The 22,496-nt window shown below is 46.2% G+C and carries 13 protein-coding genes and 1 tRNA gene; 8 read left to right on the forward strand and 6 right to left on the reverse strand.

Features of this window, described 5'->3' with window-relative positions:
* Nucleotides 1-95: 95 nt before the first annotated feature.
* Nucleotides 96-515 carry a hypothetical protein gene (locus tag FHW36_RS28790; RefSeq protein ID WP_145674718.1) on the reverse strand — a complete coding sequence of 140 codons (420 nt, stop codon included), beginning with the start codon at nucleotides 513-515 and terminating at the stop codon, nucleotides 96-98.
* A gap of 179 nt (nucleotides 516-694) precedes the next feature.
* Between FHW36_RS28790 and FHW36_RS28795 the strand changes: the two genes are divergently transcribed.
* The gene (locus FHW36_RS28795) at nucleotides 695-5,329 is read left to right on the forward strand and encodes a DUF3320 domain-containing protein (protein ID WP_145674724.1); all 4,635 of its coding nucleotides are present in this window, start codon (nucleotides 695-697) and stop codon (nucleotides 5,327-5,329) included.
* A gap of 101 nt (nucleotides 5,330-5,430) precedes the next feature.
* Here the strand turns inward: FHW36_RS28795 and ygiD are convergent, their stop codons facing one another.
* From ygiD to msrA, 4 genes are all read right to left on the reverse strand, one after another.
* Nucleotides 5,431-6,252: a 4,5-DOPA-extradiol-dioxygenase gene (ygiD, locus tag FHW36_RS28800; protein WP_145674730.1), complete on the reverse strand. Its 822-nt coding sequence runs from the start codon at nucleotides 6,250-6,252 to the stop codon at nucleotides 5,431-5,433.
* A gap of 39 nt (nucleotides 6,253-6,291) precedes the next feature.
* A complete protein-coding gene (locus FHW36_RS28805) occupies nucleotides 6,292-6,702 on the reverse strand; it encodes an Rrf2 family transcriptional regulator (RefSeq protein ID WP_145674733.1) in 411 nt (136 codons plus the stop codon).
* A gap of 56 nt (nucleotides 6,703-6,758) precedes the next feature.
* On the reverse strand, nucleotides 6,759-7,184 hold the full coding sequence (locus FHW36_RS28810; protein ID WP_145674735.1) for a hypothetical protein: 426 nt from the start codon (nucleotides 7,182-7,184) through the stop codon (nucleotides 6,759-6,761).
* A gap of 174 nt (nucleotides 7,185-7,358) precedes the next feature.
* Nucleotides 7,359-8,006, reverse strand: coding sequence for a peptide-methionine (S)-S-oxide reductase MsrA (gene msrA, locus FHW36_RS28815; protein WP_145674737.1), 648 nt, complete (start codon nucleotides 8,004-8,006; stop codon nucleotides 7,359-7,361).
* A gap of 431 nt (nucleotides 8,007-8,437) precedes the next feature.
* Here msrA and FHW36_RS28820 point away from each other — a divergent pair, with 431 nt between their 5' ends.
* The 7 genes from FHW36_RS28820 to FHW36_RS28850 all read left to right on the forward strand — a co-directional run bounded on the left by FHW36_RS28820 (nucleotide 8,438) and on the right by FHW36_RS28850 (nucleotide 21,362).
* Nucleotides 8,438-10,558 carry an endonuclease MutS2 gene (locus FHW36_RS28820; protein ID WP_145674739.1) on the forward strand — a complete coding sequence of 707 codons (2,121 nt, stop codon included), beginning with the start codon at nucleotides 8,438-8,440 and terminating at the stop codon, nucleotides 10,556-10,558.
* Between the two features lie 111 nt (nucleotides 10,559-10,669).
* Complete coding sequence (locus FHW36_RS28825) at nucleotides 10,670-11,557, forward strand: helix-turn-helix domain-containing protein (RefSeq protein WP_145674741.1); 888 nt, start codon at nucleotides 10,670-10,672, stop codon at nucleotides 11,555-11,557.
* Between the two features lie 342 nt (nucleotides 11,558-11,899).
* Nucleotides 11,900-13,093: an efflux RND transporter periplasmic adaptor subunit gene (locus FHW36_RS28830; protein ID WP_145674743.1), complete on the forward strand. Its 1,194-nt coding sequence runs from the start codon at nucleotides 11,900-11,902 to the stop codon at nucleotides 13,091-13,093.
* 136 nt (nucleotides 13,094-13,229) lie between these two features.
* Nucleotides 13,230-16,394, forward strand: coding sequence for an efflux RND transporter permease subunit (locus FHW36_RS28835; RefSeq protein WP_145674744.1), 3,165 nt, complete (start codon nucleotides 13,230-13,232; stop codon nucleotides 16,392-16,394).
* Between the two features lie 74 nt (nucleotides 16,395-16,468).
* The gene (locus FHW36_RS28840) at nucleotides 16,469-17,848 is read left to right on the forward strand and encodes an efflux transporter outer membrane subunit (protein ID WP_246121249.1); all 1,380 of its coding nucleotides are present in this window, start codon (nucleotides 16,469-16,471) and stop codon (nucleotides 17,846-17,848) included.
* A gap of 179 nt (nucleotides 17,849-18,027) precedes the next feature.
* A tRNA-Ser gene (locus FHW36_RS28845) sits at nucleotides 18,028-18,112 on the forward strand.
* Nucleotides 18,113-18,311: 199 nt separating this feature from the next.
* Nucleotides 18,312-21,362, forward strand: coding sequence for a sensor histidine kinase (locus FHW36_RS28850; RefSeq protein WP_186452666.1), 3,051 nt, complete (start codon nucleotides 18,312-18,314; stop codon nucleotides 21,360-21,362).
* Here FHW36_RS28850 and FHW36_RS28855 read toward each other — a convergent pair.
* Complete coding sequence (locus FHW36_RS28855) at nucleotides 21,328-21,993, reverse strand: response regulator (protein WP_186452667.1); 666 nt, start codon at nucleotides 21,991-21,993, stop codon at nucleotides 21,328-21,330. The genes FHW36_RS28850 and FHW36_RS28855 overlap by 35 nt on opposite strands.
* Nucleotides 21,994-22,496: the final 503 nt, after the last annotated feature.

Genomic DNA, 22,496 nt, shown 5'->3' on the forward strand with positions numbered 1-22,496 from the left:
AAGAATATTGATTTTTTAAGATATTATCTCAAATTGATAAAATGCACCATCAAAAAAGAAGAGGCTGTACCATTTATTTATGATACAGCCTCTTTTTATTTTCTGCTGGTGGTATCCCTCAACCATGGTCTGCGCCCGGCTTCCAGGATAGGAAGGTTAGCTTCTGTAGGTACATAAATCACTGCCTGTGGATTTTTATCGATGTTATCTATCCACAGCCAATGCAGGTATGCTTCATTATTGCGCAACGACTCGCCGATGATCTGGTTGGAGCGGGCCACGCCATGTGCGCGGATGGTATCGGCAGCAGCCAGCATCGCTGCACTTTCCATTTTAGCGCGGGCCTCGGCCACGGCTACTTCCTTGGATGCCTGGGCATGGGCCAGCAGGGCTTCTCCTTCCATGCGCTGGGAGTATACTTTGTACTGGGGGCAGCCCCATAATCCCAGGATGATCAGGCCAACAAACACCAGCAGTACAAAAGAAGAAAGAGAAATGATAGATCTTGTATTCATACAGGTAATGTCCTGAACCGCAGGACGGGGTTTGGTTTGTGGCGTAAATATAGCTATATGCCGGGGATGCACCGGCTGCGATTTCCCGGAAAAAAGGGAATTTCTGCGTTTTATATACTTCGTTCCCTGCTTCACCGTTTATTAAAATTATATTTGTAGCGTTTATCATTATTGTTATTATGATCGCATCCATATTAGCCAGGCTTGAGTCATCCCGTAAGGAGTTGCTGGATTTGGGGCTCAGGAATCCATTGTTGAATTACCGACAAACCAGTGGTAAAGGATTACATATTGTAGAAGAACAATCTGCCGCCATTTATGAGATATTGGTGCGGGAGAATAAAACCATGTCCTTCCTCGGACGCCCTGAAAAGAAGCAGGAGGAGGAAGCAGTGGAATATAATGAACCGGTGGTGTCGAAAGACGCGTATACAGATACTCGTTTACAGACAAATGAAACCCAGGTAAATCTGCATACCAAACTTTTGAATACGTATTATGCCGCCCGTATGAGTGTAGAGGAAACAGGCGCTAATATCCTGTATATTTCTCTGGGCATGCTGCATTGGTACGAAGAAACCGAACGGGAAGAAGTAAGACTGGCGCCGTTGATCATGGTACCGGTGTTGCTGGACCGTTCCAGTGCACGGGAGCGTTTCCGGTTGAAATACTCGCTGGAAGAGGTAGGCGCCAATATTTCCCTGCAGGCAAAAATGAAAGCCGATTTTAATATCGACATTCCCGATTTGCCAGATACGGAAGATTTTGACGTAAATGCATACTTCGCGGCTGTTACCGCTGCTATTGCTGGAATGCCAGGATGGAGAGTGGAGGCGGATGCTATAGAGCTGGGCTTTTTCTCCTTTGGCAAATTTATGATCTACAACGACCTGGATACCGCCAAGTGGCAGCAGGATAACGATATACTCACCCATCCTATTATTCAAAGCCTTTTTGGTGGCGGTTTTTCGGACGACCGGCCCGCCATACCGGAAGACGCATTTATCGACAATGATACCTCCGCGCATGAGCTGTACCAGGTAGTGGATGCCGACAGCTCGCAGATCATGGCCATGCTGGCCGTACAGGAGGGGCGTAACCTGGTGATACAGGGCCCTCCGGGTACCGGTAAATCTCAAACCATTACCAATATTATTGCCGACGCCATTGGGCGGGGAAAGAAAGTGCTGTTCGTTGCCGAGAAGCTGGCGGCCCTGGAAGTGGTGAAACGCCGGCTGGATAACATTCAGCTGGGAGAAGCCTGCCTGGAGCTGCACAGCCACAAGGCGAACAAGAAAGAACTGCACCAGGAGCTCCGGAGGGTATTGGAACTGGGACGCCCCAACATCCAGAAATTACAGGAAGAAGTATTATTGCTGGCAGATTGTAAAAAAACATTGAATGATTATTGCCTGTCGGTGAATGGGGCCATTGAGAAAAGTGGTTTGACAGTACACCAGGTAATAGGCCACCTGTTACGGTTAAGCGAGATGACGGCCGGTATTACTATTCCCCGGCTCGACTTACCGGATATCGCGCAATGGGATGCCACGGCAATGAGCCGGGCTACTGCTATGGCAGCGCGTATACAGGCTTGTTTGCAGGAAACGGGGGTACCGGCTTCCCTGACGTTTAAAGGCAGCGAGTTGACGGTGTTATTGCCGCATGAACAGGCGGCATTAACGGAGACGTTACATACGGCTATTACGGCCCTGACATCGTTACAGCAATCAGCTGCGGCTATCGCAGAAAAAATCGGGATGGCTACTCCGGCAGATGCCAACGGCATTCATGCCCTGATCGCTATTTGTGAGTTATTGTCGCAGCAACCGGATCTGCAGGACATCGCCGTAGACCACCGGGCCTGGTTACAACAGCGCCAGGACATAACAGATTGGCTGGCTGCCGGCGCTGCGGCTACCGAAGTACAGGAGCAATACCAGGAGGTGTTGATACCTGAAGCATGGGAGCAAAATGTGATGGAAATCCGCCAGGATTTGCTGGCACATGGCGAAAAATGGTATAAGTTCCTGATAGGCGCCTATAAACGCAGTAATCGCCAGCTGGCAGCGCTGTGTATAGGTCCTCTGCCTAAAGATAATGAGGAGAAGTTGCGCTACGTGGCTGCTATTATGGAATTCAGGCGACACGACACGGTGTTGAAAGAGCATGCTGCATTGGGGAGCGCGCTATTTGGCAGCCGTTGGCAGAAATCACAAACCGCCTGGAATGCTTTGAAGGAAGCTACCCGTTATATAACGGAGATGCACCAACGCATTGCTGCGGGTACCTGGCCGGCGGTGGTAATATCCTACCTGCGCGAGCATAAAGATGCCGCCGCCGCGCTGGCGGACAAAGCACTCCTGTTGCGCTTACTGGAAGAACAGCAGGCATATTGCACCACTGTCTTACAAAAGCTACAAATGAACGGGCAGCATTACCCGCTGGCATTTGAAGCGCAGCAAACGCTGTTGCAAAAATGGTCTGACCAATTACCGGAAATTCATCACCTGATTTCCTGGAATAATATCACGGAAACGGCTATAGGAGAAAAACTGGAGTGCCTGGTTACACCGGCTATTGAATGGGCAGGGGCTTCTCAATGGTTGAAGACTGCCTTGCAGAAAACCTGGTATGAGTACCTGGTAGAAACAGCGGTAAAATCGCAGCCGGCACTGCGTAAGTTTGAGCGTGGCGGCCATGAGGAACTGGTAGAGCAGTTCCGCAAGCTGGATGTGCTGAATCTCCAGTATAACCGTGCCCGTGCTGCTTTGCAGCATTGGGAGCAGATGCCCCGTATGGATGCAGGGGGACAGGTAAATATTCTCCGGACAGAATTTAATAAGAAGGCGCGTCATATGCCTATCCGCAAACTGATGCAGGAAGCTGGTTTTGCGATACAGGCGGTGAAGCCGGTATTTATGATGAGCCCACTGTCGATCGCTAATTTCCTGCCGCCAGCCACGCTGGAATTCGACCTGGTAATTTTCGATGAAGCCAGCCAGGTGAAGCCGGTGGAAGCGCTGGGCGCTATCCTGCGCGGAAAGCAGTTGGTAGTGGTGGGTGATAATAAACAGTTGCCGCCTACCAGTTTCTTTGATTCGCTCACCAAAGAAACCGATGATGAGGACAATGTAACTGCCGACATGCAGAGCATTCTCGGACTGTGTGATGCCCAGGGGGCGCCACAGCGGATGCTGCGCTGGCATTACCGCAGCCGGCATGAGTCGTTGATTACTTTATCTAATCATGAGTTTTACGAAAATAAGCTGGTAATATTCCCCAGCCCTGGTTCCAAAGAACAAAAAGGGCTGGTATTCCATCACCTGGCAGATACGGCTTACGACCGGGGAAAGACCCGCACCAATCCCAAAGAGGCAGAAATTGTGGCTGATGCCGTGATGGAGCATGCGCGCAAACATCCGGCACTGAGCCTGGGTGTGGTTGCTTTCAGTACTTCACAGCGACAGGCGATCAGCGATGCGCTGGAGTTGCGTCGCCGGCAATCACCAGAGCTGGAATCGTTTTTCAGCGGGCATGCTGACGAACCATTTTTTGTAAAGAACCTGGAGAATGTACAGGGCGATGAAAGAGATGTGGTCTTTATCTCTATCGGCTACGGACGTACGGAGGAAGGATATGTGGCCATGTCTTTTGGTCCGCTGAACAATGAAGGTGGAGAACGGCGGCTGAACGTACTCATCACCCGCGCTAAGTCGAGGTGTGAGGTCTTTACCAATATCACCGCGGATGATATCGATCTCAGTAAATCAAAAAGTTACGGTATACAGTCACTGAAAAACTTCCTGTATTTCGCGCAGCATGGCAGGTTGTATCTGACGGCGGAAACAGGATTGCCGGCGGACAGTCCGTTTGAAGAAAATGTGGCTGCCAAGCTGGAAGCATTGGGATATGTAGTGCGTAAGCAGGTGGGGTCGAAAGGCTTTTATATCGATATGGCCATTGTAGATCCTGCATATCCCGGACGTTATGTGCTGGGAATTGAATGCGACGGAGCGGCCTATCACTCGGCAAGGTCGGCCCGCGACCGTGATCGCCTGCGGCAGCAGGTGTTGGAAGCCATGGGTTGGAAAATATATCGTGTGTGGAGTACCGATTGGTTCCGCGATCCGGAACGCGAACTGAAACGCCTGGTGGCTGCCATTGAGAAGGCCAAGGCGGCTTATGCGATGTCTGATACAGCTACTATGGAGCCGGTGAACGATGCACCGCCAACGATTATGCGGGAAGCTGTCGAGACCGTTGAAGAAGAGGTGCCGGCTTATGAAACGGCGGTGTTGCCGGAAGAAATAAAAGAACAGGAATTCCACCTGTCGCCCATAGGTAAGTTGTGCGACTGGATAGAACAGGTAGTGGTAGTAGAAAGCCCCGTACACTTCGATGAAGTGGCGCGGCGCATGACAGAAGCGGCGGGCATTACGCGGGTAGGGCCACGTATCCGGGAAATTCTGCGGCATGCAGTGCGTCATTCTGACGCCAGTAAGCGCATTAAGATCAAAGGACAATTCCTGTGGAATACTGCGTTGCCTGCACCGGTAGTACGTAACCGCAGCCAGTTGCCGGCTTCCGCCCGAAAAATCAACTACATTGCCGTAGAAGAAATTGGGGTGGCCCTGGAAAAAGTGGTGAAAGATGCTGTGGCAATTCAACGGGAAGATGCAGTACCCTGCATTGCGAAGATGTTTGGTTATAGCCGCGTAACAGAAGAGATGAGAGAAGAGATTCTCAAAGCCATTGATATTAACGTGGAAGGCCGCCGGGTGCAGCAGGAAGGAGCGTTGCTGAAAGCATAAAGCATAAAGCATAAAGCGGAAAGCTATTGTGGAGAATAACTATTGCGATTTTTAAATATTCGCTAAGATCATTCTCCACAATAGCTTTTTTGCTTTCGGCTTTACGTCGTTTTAAAACAGCGCATACTAATACTGCCGTTTTGTATTTCTTCGTAAGTAAATTGTATGGATTCATTTTTATCTACCAGTCCCAGGGTATAGATCATGGGTAAATAGTGATCATTGGTAGGGATAGATAATTGTGCTTCGAGGCCCAGGTTGCGGTAGTTGACCAGGTCGTTGAAGGCGCCCTGTTCCAGTTTTTGTTTTACGGTGTTGTCGAAAGAGAGGGCCCAGTCGTATGGTTTGGCATTATCGCTGAATACCACCTGGCGGAGATTATGTACAATATTGCCACTGCCCATAATGAGCACGCCTTTGTTGCGCAGGGCTTTTAATTCGGCTGCCAGTTTAAAGTGATATTCCGGTGGCTGATGATAGTCGATGCTCAATTGATATACAGGAACATCGGCCATCGGATACATGTGTTTGAGTACCGTCCAGGAGCCGTGGTCCAGTCCCCAGTGGTCATCTTCTATGACCTGGGTGGAGGTGATGAGTTGTTTGGTTTCCCGGGCCAGTTCCGGTGCGCCGGGCGCCGGATATTGTACCGCGTACAAGGCTTCGGGGAATCCGCCGAAGTCGTGTATGGTTTCCGGTTGTGCCGCTACCAGCACATGGGTGCCTTTGGTGAGCCAGTGAGCGGAAATGACCAGTATGGCGGCAGGCTTATGGGACAGGTCTTGCCCCATTTTACCCAGTGCACGGGTAAAGGCGTTGTCGCTGATGCCATTCATTGGGTTACCGTGGCCAATGAACATGACGGGCATCTGGCTGGTGCTTTTAAATTCGCTGGTAATATTTCTGAGATCGTTGAGTTGCATGCTATTCCTCCTCGTGGCAGCATTGCCTTTGATAAAAAACTATTGAAACTGGCGTAAAAAATCCGCCAGGCTCATTTTCTCTAATCTATGTAGTAAAGCTCCTTCTATATCCTCGTAAAGATGGTCGAGGTGGAGGTTGATTTGTTTGCCGATTGGGCAGTCCGGGTTAGGTTTATTTTTACTGTTTCCCAGCAGGGAAGCCTGTTGTACGGCGTGGTATACTTCAGAAAGCCGGATTTTATCGGCTGATTTGGCCAGGGTGGCGCCGCCGTTTTTGCCTTCTTTGCTTTCTATCAGCCCGAAGTTGCGCAGGTTGCTGATTTCCTTGCGTACCAGTACAGGGTTGATGTTGATACTGCCGGCAATATAGTCGGAGGACAATAATTCCCCGGCCGAGCTGGCCATCAGCGTGAGTATATGCAGTGATATGGGGAATCGTCCGTTGTTCATTCTGTAATTGACTTTATTACAGTACAAAGGTACGATTATCCGGGGAAAGGAAAAATTTATCTGTGGGTGAAGAAGTAGACAATGCAGGCGATGATGAGCACCAGTACGATCAGGGCGATGACGCCGCCGTTTTTATTAGGTTTTTTCACCATACTGCTGAGACCGCGGGTATACAGGATGGCTTCTACCGTTTCTTTGGCTTCCCGGAGCCCGATAGGAGGGATTCCGGGCATTTTGTTCATTTCGGTGAGGTAATACTTGATGGCCGGGAGCTTGCCGGCATTCATACATAGCTGGATGACTTTTTCCTCCACGTTTTGCCTGGCAGGGTTAGTCTTCCTGGCAGCGGAGCTGTTATCAGTATCGGAAATAATCCGTTGGCATTGTTTACAGACGATAATAACGTTAACAGGGTCTTTTTCCGGGATGGTGCGTATAATTTGGTCGCTTCCACACCAGGGACATTCTTGTACAGTGTTCATTAATAGTGGAACGTTTTAAAAACTGCTATATAAGATAGTAAAAAAAGCTGAAAGGAAGGTATAAAATGGAAAGCGGAAAGCAAAAAGCCCTTGTTGCGAATAATCTCAGCGAATATTTAAACATCCTGTCAGTCATTCGCTACAAGGGCTTTTTGCTTTCCGCTTTGCGCTCCATTACAGTCCTTTCTTCAGGTGTCCGGCAAATGCTTTTTTAAATTTTTCGAGTTTAGGTTTGATCACGAAAGTGCAATAAGGTTGAGAACCATTGTCGTTATAATAGTTCTGGTGGTAGTTTTCCGCCTTGTAGAAGGTAGTCAGGGGAGCAATTTCGGTGACGATTGGTTTATCGTAGGCGCCTGATTCCTGTAATTTCTTCTTATAAAGCTCCGCTTTCTCTTTCTGCTCTTCGCTATTATAGAATATTACACTGCGGTATTGGGTACCTACATCGTTGCCCTGCCGGTTTAGCTGGGTGGGATCGTGGCTGAGCCAAAATGCCTGCAGCAGTTCTTCGTAGCTGACCTTGGTGGGATCGTAGGTGACCCGGATTACTTCCGCATGGCCGGTATTGCCGGTACATACCTCTTCGTAGGTAGGATTGGCCACCGTGCCGCCGGCATAGCCAGATTCTACCTTAATCACTCCTTCCAGTTCCTGGAACTGGGCTTCTGTACACCAGAAGCAGCCGCCTCCAAAGGTGGCGGTGGCTGTTTGTTGATTGTTACTTACTTCCATATCGCCCGGTACTTTATCTTTTTTATTTTGGGCACAGGCAAAAAGTGCCAGTGCAATCAGACAAATGAAGATGGAATATTTTCTCATAAAAATAAAATTTTAAAGATGCACCTTTTTTTAAATATGACTCAGATTCAATACTGTAGTCGCATTGCAGTCTGTCTGAGCACCTTTATTATCCCTGTTTTTATAATAATTTACGTAATAAATGATGCAGGAAAAGAACAAGTTAAGTAACTTTAACATTCTTTTGCAGTTTGTGGGAACCCGAGGGCGCCCTGGAAGCCGTCAAAAAACATACGTCAGCAGCAGCAGGAACCGATATAAAAAGCCGGCATAACCGGATACGTTTGATAGCATAATGACAATAGCGATGAACAAGAATTAATCATTTTCCCGGATAGTATTTTCCCCGCCACTCCGTTGGCTGCGCTTTCACGCGCATGATCGTAAACCTTTTACGCAGACACAAACAAGTATGGATTGTTTGTGGCTTCTTACTTTAAATTAAATAACACTTGAAATATTTTCCAGAATCTGCGTTGGTGCAGTTGGAATTCGATAAAGTACAGGCATTGCTGCAAGAGCATTGTAAAACAGAACTGGGCAAGGAAATGGCCGCAGAACTGCGCCTGCACACGCACATAGATTATGTTAAAACAGCCCTTCAACAGGCCCATGAATATAAACAACTCACCCTGTTGCAGGAGAATTTTCCCAACGATTACATACTGAACCTGAAAAAGGAATTACGGCTGCTGGAGATCCAGGGGGCCGTATTAACCGGTGAACAGGCCATGCAGCTGCGCAAGCTCGCAGAAAGTATGCACAGTATTGTCCGTTTCTTTGACCACGACCGCCGCATCCAGTATGCCGGCTTGTTTGACGTGATCAAAGACACCCATTATGAGAAGAAGATTACTGCCACGATTGACGAAGTGCTGGATGAACTGGGACAGGTAAAAGACAATGCTTCGTCCGATCTGGCCAAGATCCGCATGTCGCTGTTCCGTAAGCGTACGGAATTACGCCGGATATTTGACCGTATTCTCCAGAAACTGCAAAAGCTCAACTACCTGGCCGACCAGGAGGAGGCATTCCTCAATGGACGCAGGGTGGTAGCCATCTACGCAGAAAATAAGCGGATGGTGAAAGGGCTTATCCTGGGTGAATCGGATACCCGTAAAACGGCTTTCCTGGAGCCGGAGGAAACGATACAGCTCAATAATGATATACAGTCGCTCGAAAGAGAAGAGGGCCGGGAAGTGTACCGCATTCTCAAAGCCATGACGGCTTCCCTGAGCAGCTACTCCGGTTTGCTGAACAGCTATCACCAGGTACTGGGCACCTTTGATTTTATCAGAGGGAAAGCCAGGTTGGCACTGGACATGGATGCCAATTATCCGATGCTGTTGCCACATGCCCAGTTGAACCTGGTACAGGCTTATCATCCGTTGCTGTTGCTGTACAACCGGAAAAACCAGAAGCCTACCATCCCGGTGAATATCAACCTGGATAAGGACGCGCATATCCTGGTGATCAGCGGACCCAATGCCGGTGGTAAGACGGTGACCCTCAAAACCATCGGGCTGATACAGCTGATGTTGCAGGCTGGCCTGCTGGTACCGGTCCATCCTTCGTCGCAGCTGGGTATTTTCAAACAGCTGATGATCCATATCGGGGATACACAGTCGCTCGAATTTGAGCTGAGTACCTACAGTTCTCATCTCAAAAACATGAAATATTTTATGGAGAATGCGAACGGCAAAACGTTGTTCTTCATAGATGAACTGGGTAGCGGCTCTGATCCTAACCTGGGAGGGGCTTTTGCGGAGGTGATCATGGAGGAACTGGCCAAGAAGCATGCTTTTGGCGTAGTCACCACGCACTACCTGAACCTGAAGGTAATGGCCAATAAGGTGAAAGGTATTATCAATGGAGCGATGGGCTTCGACGAACAAACGCTGTTGCCCATGTATAAATTGATGGTGGGTAAGCCTGGAAGTTCCTATACTTTTTCCATTGCAGAGCGTATCGGGTTACATCCTTCGTTGATAGCCCGTGCCAAGAAGCTGGTGGATGAAGGGCATTTCCAGCTGGATAAATTGCTGAATAAAGCCGAACAGGATCTGCAGAAGGTGGAGCATAAAGAGAAAGAACTGCAGAAGTTACTGAAGGAAAACGAGCGGTTGAAGAAAGAATACGAGATACTGGCCGATAAGGAGCGCAAGCAACAGCAGTATACCTTGTTGAAATTACAAAACCAGATTAAGGAAGATGACCTGCAGTACCTGAAAGATATGGAGCGCAAGCTGAAGCAGATCGTGATAGAGTGGAAGCGCGCCGATGACAAAGAGAAAGTGATGAAACAGGCCGAAATTCTATTATTCCGCCGCAGGGAAAAGCAGCATAATGAGCAGCTGCAGAAAAAAGTGCAGGATAAGTTTGAGGAAGTACGTGGGGAGATTGAAGTAGGCATGCTGGTGAAAATTGTGACCAACCGCCAGGTGGGTAAAGTGTTGGAGATCCGCGACAAGCGTGCCATTGTGAAGATTGGTAACATTCCGATCAATGTAAAGCTCAGCGACCTGGTATTGGTGCAGGAGAAGCCGACAGAAAAGATAGAAGAAGGGAAGTAATATCGATGGTATAGAAAATATCTATACCGCGTATAGTTGGAAGATGGATATCTAATCAGCTACCTTTACTTCCTCAATTTGAATGATGGTTACTGTTAAAATATTCAACCAATGGAAGTATTAGAACGCGTTATAACACGTAATTCGCCTATTGAGGTTTATAACTGTGACTATGCAAATGGCGCTAATTTTTTTATGGGCGAGTGGAAAGGGTTTGAGGCTTGTATAGGGGATATGAATGTCCCGCATCGTCATAACGGATACAGCATTGATATATTGATCAAGGGCCGTATAAGGCAGTCGATCGATTTTAAACAATACGAAATGGACGCGCCTGCGCTGATGTTGATGGAGCCTAACCAGGTGCATCAGCATGAGATGGATCCGGACGCTGAGTTGATCAATATTTATTTTACTAACGACTTCCTGGTGCCCGAAATGCAGGGAGTCGTTAGTTGCTGGCGTTGTGTATTCAGTTCCGGGATGATTCCCCTGAATGAAGAGCAGCTGGAGGAGGTATTGTCGTATGCAGACCTGATCCGCAAGGAGTATAACGGTGATAAGCTACGGAAGGAAGCCATTATCCGGAATTTATTGAATGCGTTTGTGATCGCCTGTGGCCGGATTTCTGAGCCATCGGGCGACTGGATGAATGCGGAGAGCTCGCAATATAATATGGCGCGGCAGTTTAAGATGTTGGTTGACCAGCATTTTCATGAGAAGGCGCAGGTATCTGATTATGCAGAAATGTTGTACGTTTCACCGGGACATCTAAATGACACAGTGAAAGCCTTGCTTGGAAGGAATGCAAAATTTATTATAGATGAAAAGCGGATTATGGAGGCAAAGCGGCTACTGTATTGGGGTGAGCACTCTGTTAAGCAGATCGCGGCGCAGTTGAATTTCGAGGATGACGCCTATTTTAACCGCTTTTTTAAGAAACATTCCGGGTTTACGCCGGCCTCTTTCCAAAAGAGTATCCGTGAAAAGTACAATTAAACCCGTAATAATTTAAACGTCCGTTAACATTATTGTTTTATTTTTGCATCGTTATCAATAAATGGTGTTGCCCGTACACCATTCAAAATTTGAAAACCAATGAGAATTTTTTAGCGGAGATTCCGCAATACCTTTCTATTAATTTTATTTACAGTAGTAACATTTAGTTGTGTGCTTACGTATAATATGCTGTGACATTATGCGTTGCCCGAAGCCGCAACATTAACTACCTGTATTTTCACTCCCGAATGCTGTTACCAAACTGCTGCTGTGAAGCAATGTGAGTTGTATTGTCTTCATTACGGAGAGAGATTTATTGTTGCACGATTAAAAAAAACAAGTATGAAACTAAGGAGAACTATTTTCGCAAATTTGCCGGCAGGCTTAATTTATAGTGCTATCATCCTCGCAGTGATGTCTGGCTGTGGCACATCACAGGCACATCAGGAGCAAGGGGGAGCGCAGCCTTTACCCGTAATTAAAGCAGTTACCTTACCTGCTACAACGTTTCAGGATTTCCCTGCTTCGATAGAAGGGACCCGTGATGTGGAAATAAGACCACAGGTAGACGGCTATCTAACGAATATTTCAGTAGATGAAGGTGCTTACGTCAGCAAAGGTCAAACACTTTTCACGATCGACAGAAGACCTTATGTAGAGCAACTCAACAATGCCACCGCAAATTTACAAGCTGCAACAGCGGCATTAGAGAATGCACAAATCAACGTTGATAAATTGAAACCGCTACTTAGTAATAATGTGGTATCGGATGTTCAATTAAAATCGGCTGAGGCAAGTTACAATTCAGCGAAAGCTAATGTTGCCCAGGCACAGGCCCAGGTAGAAGCTGCCCGTATCAATCTTGGGTTCACAAATATTACCGCGCCCAGCGATGGTTATGTAGGTAGTATTCCCTTTAAAACGGGAAGCCTTGTTAGCAGAGGAATGGCAGGCGCATTGACTACTATTTCTGAAGTAAAGGATATGCGTGTTTATTTTTCTTTGAGTGAAACCGATTTCCTCAAATTCAAGGAAAAATATCCGGGTAACAGCTTTGCTGAAAAAGTAAAAGGAATGCCAGCGGTAGAATTAATCCTGGCAGATGGAAGTGTTTATCCTGAAAAAGGAAAAGTTGAAATAGTGGAAGGGCAGTTTGACAAAACTATTGGTGCAATTAGTTTACGTGCCAGCTTTCCTAATGCACAGGGAGTGCTTAGAAGTGGTAGTACCGGTAAAGTCAGAGTACCTACTTTACATGCTTCTGCATTGGTAATTCCTCAGGAAGCCACCTTTGAATTGCAGGACAAAGTGTTCGTTTATACAGTGGCCGATAGTAATAAAATCGTTACAAAACCACTGACCATTTCTGGCAAAACATCTAATTATTATTTTGTGACTGATGGCGTGAAGGTGGGAGATAAGATTGTATTATCTTCTCAATCTACCATGATGATGGGTGGTTTAAAAGACGGCGTTGTTATTCAGCCACAAATGGTATCTATAGATAGTTTGTTGAAAGCAAAGCCGCTGCTTTAAAATAATTAAGCGTGAAAGCACGCCAGTGTTAAGAACGTTTACACAAAACATTATTCAAATTGTGACGCAGGCAGTGTTGTTACACACATGCACTGTTTGTGTTCGTGCGGACATACCGCAGCCATAATTGTTATTTATGTTAAAACGATTTATTGAAAGGCCGGTGTTATCTACGGTTATTTCTATCATATTAGTTATACTGGGAGGGTTGTCTTTATTCTCCCTGCCTACGGCTTTATTTCCTGAGATTGCGCCGCCATCTGTACAGGTTATAGCCAATTACCCTGGCGCCAACGGGGAGGTGATATCCCGTACAGTTGCTACCCCGATAGAAGAATCGGTAAATGGTGTGGAGAACATGACGTACATGACCTCCAATTCCAACAACGATGGTAGCTACATCCTGACAGTTTTTTTTAAACAAGGAACGGATCCTGATATTGCGGCAGTAAACGTACAAAACCGTGTATCTAAAGCTAATAGCCAGCTGCCTCCCGAAGTATTACAAGCCGGGCTTTCTACACAGAAAGTGCAGAGCAGCTTCCTGATGTTTGTGGCCTTATATAGCGAGGATAGTGTTAAGTATAACGAACTGTTCCTAAATAACTATGCAAGAATTAATATCATCCCTCAGTTACAACGTATACCAGGGGTGGCACAGGTACAGCCATTTGGTTCAAAAGATTATTCGATGCGTATCTGGTTGAAGCCCGACCGGCTTGTTGCTAATAATCTTTCTACAACAGAAGTGATGAATGCGATCAAAGATCAGAACGTAGAAGCTGCACCAGGGCGTTTGGGACAAAGTAGTAAGGAATCTTTCGAGTATATTATTAAATACAAGGGAAAGTTAAATAAGCCTGAAGAGTATGAAAATATGGTGATTAAGGCAAATAACGATGGTTCAGTTCTTCGCCTTAAAGATTTGGCCAGGGTTGAACTTGGTGGCTATACTTATACTGCCTCGAATTTGCTTGATGGCAAACCGGCTACTGGTTTTGGTATTGTGCAGACACCGGGCTCCAATGCCAATGAAATTCTTACCGAACTGGAACGACAGATTGGAGAGTTTGATAAGGCGTTACCCGGTGGTATGAAGTTTAAGATAATGTACAACTCGAAGGAATTTTTGGATGCATCTATCGACCAGGTAAAGGAAACACTGATCATTGCGTTCATCCTTGTGGCCATCGTGGTTTTCATTTTCCTGCAAGATCTGCGCTCTACATTGATCCCGGTAATTGCTGTTCCTGTTTCGATTATAGGTACCTTCTTCTTCTTACAATTATTCGGCTTTAGTATTAACCTGCTTACATTGTTCGCATTGGTACTGGCTATTGGTATTGTGGTGGATGATGCCATTGTGGTTGTAGAGGCCGTACACTCAACGATGGAACGTGAGCATTTAGCGGCAAGAGAGGCAACAGTTAAAACGATGAGTGAGATATCCGGTGCGATTGTTTCTATCACATTGGTAATGGCAGCAGTATTTATACCAGTGAGCTTTGTACAAGGTCCTGCGGGTGTATTCTATAAACAATTCGCCTTTACACTGGCCATTGCTATCTTTATTTCTGCGGTGAATGCGTTAACGCTAAGTCCGGCGTTGTGTGCTTTATTTTTAAAGAACCAGCATATAGGCGAAGGTGGAAAGAAAAAAGGTTTTGGTGCCCGCTTCTTCGATGTGTTTAATACCGCTTTTAATGCGATGACGGCAAGATATATACGGAGCATCAAATTCCTGATGAAGAACAGATGGGTGGCCATTACCGGATTATTGCTTGTGGTGGTTGCAACAGTTTGGCTGATCAAAACAACACCTACCGGGTTTATTCCGGATGAGGATCAAGGGTTCGTAGTTGGTATCACCCAAACACCTCCCGGTAGTTCACTTAGCAGAACGGAGAATGCGACGAGCCAGATTAGTAAAATTGTGATGAAAGATGAGGGTGTGAGCGATGTATGGGCTGCAAATGGGATGAACTTCGTAACAAATGCGAACGCTTCCCCTAATGCTGCGATATTTGTAAGGTTAAAAAATCGAAACGAGAGAGGTGCTGTAAAAGACCCGACTGCTATTGCAGGCGGTTTGTTAGGCAAATCAATGCAGGTACATGATGCCTTAACTTTTTTTGTTGGTTTTCCAACAATACAGGGTTTCGGTAATGTGAGCGGGGTAGAAATGATGTTGCAAGACAGAACAAACGGATCGCTGGAGAAATTAGCAGGAACGGCATGGGGTTTTGTTGGTGCATTGAGTCAGCGGCCAGAAGTGGCAAGTGCGTTCACTACTTTTAATACGGGTAATCCACAATACACAATTGATATAGATGAGGTAAAAGTGAAACAATTGGGTGTATCTGTTGGTGATTTGTTGAGTACGCTGCAAACATATTATGGTAGTAGTTTCGTTTCAGACTTTAACCGTTTTGGGAAATATAGCCGCGTAATGGCGCAGGCCGACATTTCATACCGGTTGGATAAAAGTTCATTGGATGCTATTTATGTAAAGAACAACCTGGGTACGATGGTACCGGTAAGTACAGTGGCCAAATTTACACGGGTATATGGCCCTGAAACAGTTACACGAAACAACCTGTATACTGCTGTTACCATTAATGCTACACCCAAACCAGGTTATAGTACCGGTGATGTAATTAAAGCCATTGGAGAAGTATCGAAAAAGGCATTGCCACAAGGATATGCCTATGAGTTTACGGGTATTACGAGGGAAGAGATAAGAGCGGGGAACCAAACTGCGTTCGTGTTTTTATTGAGTGTGTTGTTCGTATTCTTCCTGCTGGCTGCACAGTATGAAAGCTATATCCTGCCACTGGCAGTAATCCTTACTGTACCTACGGGTATATTAGGTGTATATAGTTTCATTGGCTTTAGCGGCATAGAGGGCAATATCTACGTACAAATAGGTATGATTATGCTGATAGGATTATTGGCTAAAAATGCGATCCTGATTGTGGAGTTTGCCATACAACGGCGAAAGGCAGGCTATAAGCTTGTTCAGGCAGCTTTGGAAGCAGCACAGCTTCGTCTTCGTCCAATATTGATGACTTCCTTTGCCTTTATTGTTGGTATGTTGCCATTAATCTTTACACAAGGTGCATCTGCCAAAGGCAATCATTCAATTGGTTGGAGTACTGTAGGCGGCATGTTTACCGGGGTGGTCCTGGGGGTATTCATCATACCTGTGCTGTTTGTAATTTTCCAGTTCCTGCAAGAGAAAATCAGCCGCAAGCCGATAGTGGAAGTGGAAAAAGTACATGAGGCAAAGCTGGTACACTAAAAGATTAGCATTATCTATTATCAGAATCAGAAAAAAGACAAATGAAAACAAGTTATAGCTCATTTTTAATTCTGTTGTCCTTAGTTGTAGGGTTAGCAGCTTGCCGGGTAGGCCGCAATTATGAGCGGCCCCCGGTGGCGCTGCCCCAGCAATTCGGCAACGTGGCCCCATCCGACAGTAGTATTGCGAGCATAGAATGGAAGCAGTTTTTCACAGATCCTGCCTTGCAGCAATTGATCGACAGCGCCATTACCGGCAACTATGATCTGCAGCTGGCGGTAAAAAGGGTGGCATCTGCCCAGGAGTACCTGAAGCAGGCCAAGGTGGCATGGCTCCCGGCATTCACTGCCAACGCCTCTGCCAATACCAATTTCCCTTCCAAGAATAGTTTCACGGGTTTGAACCTGTCGTTGAATAAGCTGGGCGATCACCTGGAAGATTTCAACCTGGGTGTAAGCATGTCGTGGGAAATAGATATCTGGGGCAAAATACGCCGTCAGAAGGAAGCAGCCCTGGCTACTTACCTGCAAACCTATGAAGGCCAGCATGCCGTACAAACTGGCCTCGTAGCCGCAGTTGCCAACAGCTATTTCAACTTGCTGATGCTGGATAAACAGCTGGACATTGCCCGTAAAAACGTACAGCTCAGCGATACCATCGTAAAGATGATCCGCCTGCAGAAAGCAGCCGGAGAGGTAACGGAGCTGGGTGTACAACAGGCTATATCCCAGCAGCAAACAGCAGAATTGCTGGTACCGCAGTTGGAACAGGGTATCGCCATACAGGAAAACGCCCTGCGCATTTTAATGGGAGAGCTGCCCGCTGCGATTACCCGTACCGGTAAGCTCAGTGACTTCCACGTGGCTGACTCATTGCCTACCGGTATCCCTGCAGCCATGATCAGTCGCCGCCCGGACGTACGGGCCAGCGAAATGGGCCTGGTAGCGGCCAATGCCCAGGTGGGCGCCGCACAGGGGAATATGTACCCCTCACTTACCATTACCGGCAGCGGTGGGGTGAATGCCTTCAAAGCCAGCACCTGGTTTAATTTACCGGCCTCCCTGTTTGGTACCGTGGCAGGTGGTATTACACAACCCATTTTCCAGCGCCGTGCTTTGAAAACACAGTTGGAAGTAGCTAAGATACAAAGGGAGCAGGCGGTGATACAGTTTAAACAAACTGCCCTGAACGCTATTGGAGAAGTGAGCGATGCGCTGGTGAAGTTGGATAAAGTAAGAACGCAGCAGGAAATTGCCATTCGCCAGGTGAGTACTTCCCAACTGGCCGTACAACAGGCGCAGCAACTGTTTCGCAGTGGCATGGCTAACTACCTGGAGGTGATTACCGCCCAGGGCCGGTCATTACAAGCAGAACTGTCACAGGCAGATATTGACCGTCAACGCCTGAGCGCGATGGTAGATTTATACCGTTCGCTAGGTGGCGGCTGGAAATAGTTTGATGCGAACTATGGATCAAAGCGGGGGACTAACAGGCTCATTTTTCGATTCAACAGACAGGCATCTAAGTCGCTGGGGTCCATAGTTCGTTATCAAACCCTTTATGGGAAAGAGTTTTGCAGTTTTTTCTGCAAAACTTTTTTTATTTAAAATTGGTTTTATACATTTGCGTCCCTGGAGAGTTGGCAGAGCGGTCGATTGCGGCAGTCTTGAAAACTGTTGACTGTAACAGGTCCCGGGGTTCGAATCCCTGACTCTCCGCTGGTATAAAAGCCTTTAGACTTTGTCTGAAGGCTTTTTTTTTGGAGATATTCCAGTAATCTCTCGCCCCTGACTAAACACCTCACTTATCAAAGAGAAAAAGAATTGATATTGAAATTTATATATCTTTATCCAGTTGTCATAAAAAGAACATGACAGACGATGTTGTATTGTCATGCTATTAGTGCCTGTATCTGCAATGAACCTTATTTTTTGTTTTAGCCTATCTTTATTACATCTAAGCCCGGCTTCGTCTATTGCTGCAATAGATACAACGCCGCATTATTTTGTAAAACATTTTAGTGACGAGGATGGCCTGCCACAAAACAGCATAAAGGGGCTCGTACCGGATCGGAATGGTTTCCTGTGGCTGGCTACCGAAAACGGGCTATCCCGGTTTGATGGTAATTACTTTTTCAATTTTAACAGTGATAATGTACCCGGACTGAAAAGTAGCCGGATGGCCAGGATTTATCCCAACGATACCGCCATCACTGTAGAAACAGATGTCAAGGAAATATTAACGGTAACAGAGAGCAGGGTGAAACAGGTTGGAAAAGCGTTGCCGGGATATCAATATCAGCAATACCTGGATACTAAGAATGATTTCTATCCTATCAGGGGATGGCCCGACGATTATGCTGTACATTTCGCTACTATGCGTCCGGTAGTTATTCCGGATGCTAACGAAAGTTATTTCGAAGTCAATCGCGATACTATCTCTTTTGTTAAGAATGGGAAAGGCGCCTACCATATTATACAACCTCAGCTTGATCTGCGGCGGTTATTTGTGTGCGGAAACCGGCTTTTTTATCTTAACCGGGATGGGCGTATCCTGGGGTGGAACAAAGACCGGCAGGTAAAAGTATCGCTTACCGGGGATCTGTTTTCCGATGCAGCATTTAGTAAATGCAAGATGGAATTATTCTGGAACCTGGCAACCCACCAGGTTTTTGTTTATACCGATGGCAATTGCTATCAATTACAGCTGAAAGAAGATGGAAATATTCATAGTTCGGTAGTATTGCAGGATTTCGATCTGCATGCCGCTTATATTAATTCGATCTATTATGATGAGGCTAATAGCCGGGTTTTCCTGGGGAGTTCTACCAAAGGGCTCTATGTTTGTACCAGGCAGCAATTTACAGCTTATAAATCTGAAGTTTCGGAGGCGGAGGTGTTTTATGCGCAAGCGCCTTTTCGTAGAAATGCGGTAATAACACCCTCCGGCCTGGCCTTTGATCAGCAAGGTAGGTACAGTCGGTTGCCGTTATCGTTCGATAGAAAAAATTCATTGGAAAAATATACGCTGGCCCGCGACAAGCAGGGAAGATATTGGGGGAGGGATGGATTTTTGTTGATTTGCGTATCGCCGGATTTCAGCAGGATATTGTACAAAATTCAACTGCCGTATCTCATTACCCAGGTTCTTATTGACGCTGGCGGAGATTTATGGATAGGTGGAAAATATCCTGGGTTATATTATATGAAGATGGCTGATCCGGCCCGGGGGCTGCAATTTCTTCCGGCCGCTATCAATGACGTTACTTATATCAAAGAGGGGCAAATCCCGGATATTTTATGGGTGGGCACTGCCAGGGGAATGTATCGAATCCATCTGCCATCCGGACGCACCGATACCATCAAAGGTTTGGAAACGGGGAATATAAGAAGCATTTATATTCCCAAACAAAGAGAAATCTGGATTACAACTTATAACCAGGGTGTTTTTCTTTACCGGAATGAACGGTTGGTAGCTTTGCCCCTGGACAGGCAGCGGTATATGTCAACCACCCATTGTATTATGGAGGACGATAAGGGTTATTTCTGGCTGACTACCAATAAAGGCTTATTTAGTGTTCGCCGGCAGGATGTGTTGGATTTTGCGGATGGAAAACAGCGTGATGTATTTTACTATTATTTTGGGAAGGACCAGGGATTTAACACAAATGAGTTCAATGGCGGTTGCGAACCCTGTGCCATAAAGTATGAGGATGGAGATATTTCCCTGCCATCGCTGGATGGGCTTGTACAATTTACGCCGGCTGCGATCAGGATGGAGATGCCAGATAAAGGCATATTTGTAGACTGGGTAGAACGCGATCTGAAGCAGGCAGCAGCAGAAACATGTATAGCATTGCCGAATAATTTTAAAACACTCCGCTTACATGTTAGCTCTCCTTATTTTGGCGATCCACGGAATCTTTATTTTTATTATTGCCTGGAAAAAGATGGCAGGCAGGAAGAAAGGATATGGCTACCAGTGAACAGCGACCGGACGATCGCTTTATCATCGTTGCCTTCAGGAAATTACCGCATCCGTGTGCGTAAGCTAAAGGGCTTCGGAAGGGACCAGTATATGGAAAAAGTAATTGCCGTTCATGTAGCGGAAGCTTTTTATGAAAGAGGATGGTTCCGCCTGATCGTATTGGCTATCCTGGTTTGCCTGGTAATTTTGCTCTATAAGATGCGCATCCGGCATATCCAGGAGCAAAACAGGCAATTGGAAATAAAGGTATTTAACCGTACCCGGAGGCTGCAGGAAACAATGGCCACCTTACAGGCATCGGACGAACAGGTACGCAAGCAGAGTCTGATGCATAAGCACCTGCTTACCGCCATTACCCATGATATTAAAACGCCCCTGCGGTTCCTGTTGCGGGTCAATAAAGATGAACCATTGTCCGGCGTTCTGCGACAGGAAGAAATAAAAACGGTCACCTATGAAAGCCTTTACCGCATGCATCACCTGGTGGACAACCTGATACATTACATGCGGACCACTTTCCAGACGGGTGAACTTTCCAAAGAAATCGTAGGCCTGTGCCAGTTAGTCGAAGAAAAGATGGACATCTTCCGGCCGGTGTCTGATGCTAAAGGTATACAGCTCATCAGCCATGTTCCGCCGGAAATGACCGTAACAGTTAATAGATTGTTATTGGCTGTTGTGCTGCATAACCTGTTGGACAACGCCGTGAAATATACCATCCGGGGTACCGTGGAAGTAACCGCTGAAGAAAAGGAAGGAAGTGTGGTCATCAATATATCTGATACGGGGATGGGAATGCCGGAAGTAGTAAGAAGTTGGATGAATGATCCGGAAAACGACGGTACAGGGCACTCTCACAGTACCGGTATAGGGCTGATACTGGTAAGGGAACTACTACCGGTGATCAATGCCCGTTTATTGAGCAGCCTGCGCGCTGGCGACGGTACTATACTTTCAATAAAGCTTCTCCAGGATGATTAACGTCCTGGTACATCTGCGCTTTTTCTACTAAAGCAATTACATTTCTCACGCCTGTTTTCTCAAAGATACGCGCTTTGTATGTGCTGACGGTGGTGAGTTGCAGATGCAGTATTTCCGCAATTTTTACGAGTGGAAATCCTTTAGTGAGCAGGTTCATAACTTCTATTTCACGGCTGGAAAGCCCGGAGAAAGGGCTGGGAGAAAGGTTTTCCTGTTTGGTATATTTTCTGAGCAGCTGATCCCGGACGGCTTTACTAATATATTTCTCTCCTCCAAGAACGGCGTTAATGGCTATTTTAAACTCTTCATCGATGGAATTTTTCTCAATATAGCCATCTGCTCCAGACTGAAGGTAGTTAAGCGCATAGAGCATTTCTTCATAGGCAGAGCAAACCAGTATTTTGACGTCAGGGAGCCGTAGTTTTACGGCATCTATCATCTGGCGGTTATTTCCACCGGGCATATTAATGTCCAGTATCAGCAGGCTGTAATGTTGGGCTTCAATAAAAGAAATGGTTTCATCAAATGTTCTTGCTTCAGTTACATGCATGTTGCCAGGCAGGGAGCAGATAATTTGTTTTATGCCAAGTCTTACTATCGAATGGTCATCTGCTATCAATACATGTATCATTTCCATTACGGGTTAGGGACCAAAGGTAGCAAGGATTGTTTGTCAGCACTAAAATAATATATTTTTGTTCAGATGTATATCATTTTTTATAAATTTTTATAACCTGGCGCAGATCTTGTTTTTAAAAAGCCTGCCATGAAATGACTACCCCTAATTGTCATGTAGTATAACTACTACATGTATATCGAACTACGACGACAATCATGAAAAGATAGTTTAATTACTTTCGCAGCAAGACTTGTTCCCTGGAGTCATGTGAACATGTCTTTGAATCGTAGAACATACTGATAATGCCCGTATCCTTTTTATCTAATCTTAATGCTTTCCTATGTGGAATTTTACGCGATTGTCATTACATGCGGACCCTATTTTTTTCTGCTGTTTCAAATTTCATTATTCGTAAAATAAATACTGTTTGTGTTTGATCAATACTGGTTGAAGAGAGTTGCCCGTAGGTCTTAGCAAACAACCATATCGTACCCTTAGCATATAAAGATTTCTAA

Source organism: Chitinophaga polysaccharea (assembly GCF_007829335.1).
Classification (GTDB): Bacteria; Bacteroidota; Bacteroidia; order Chitinophagales; family Chitinophagaceae; genus Chitinophaga; species Chitinophaga polysaccharea_B.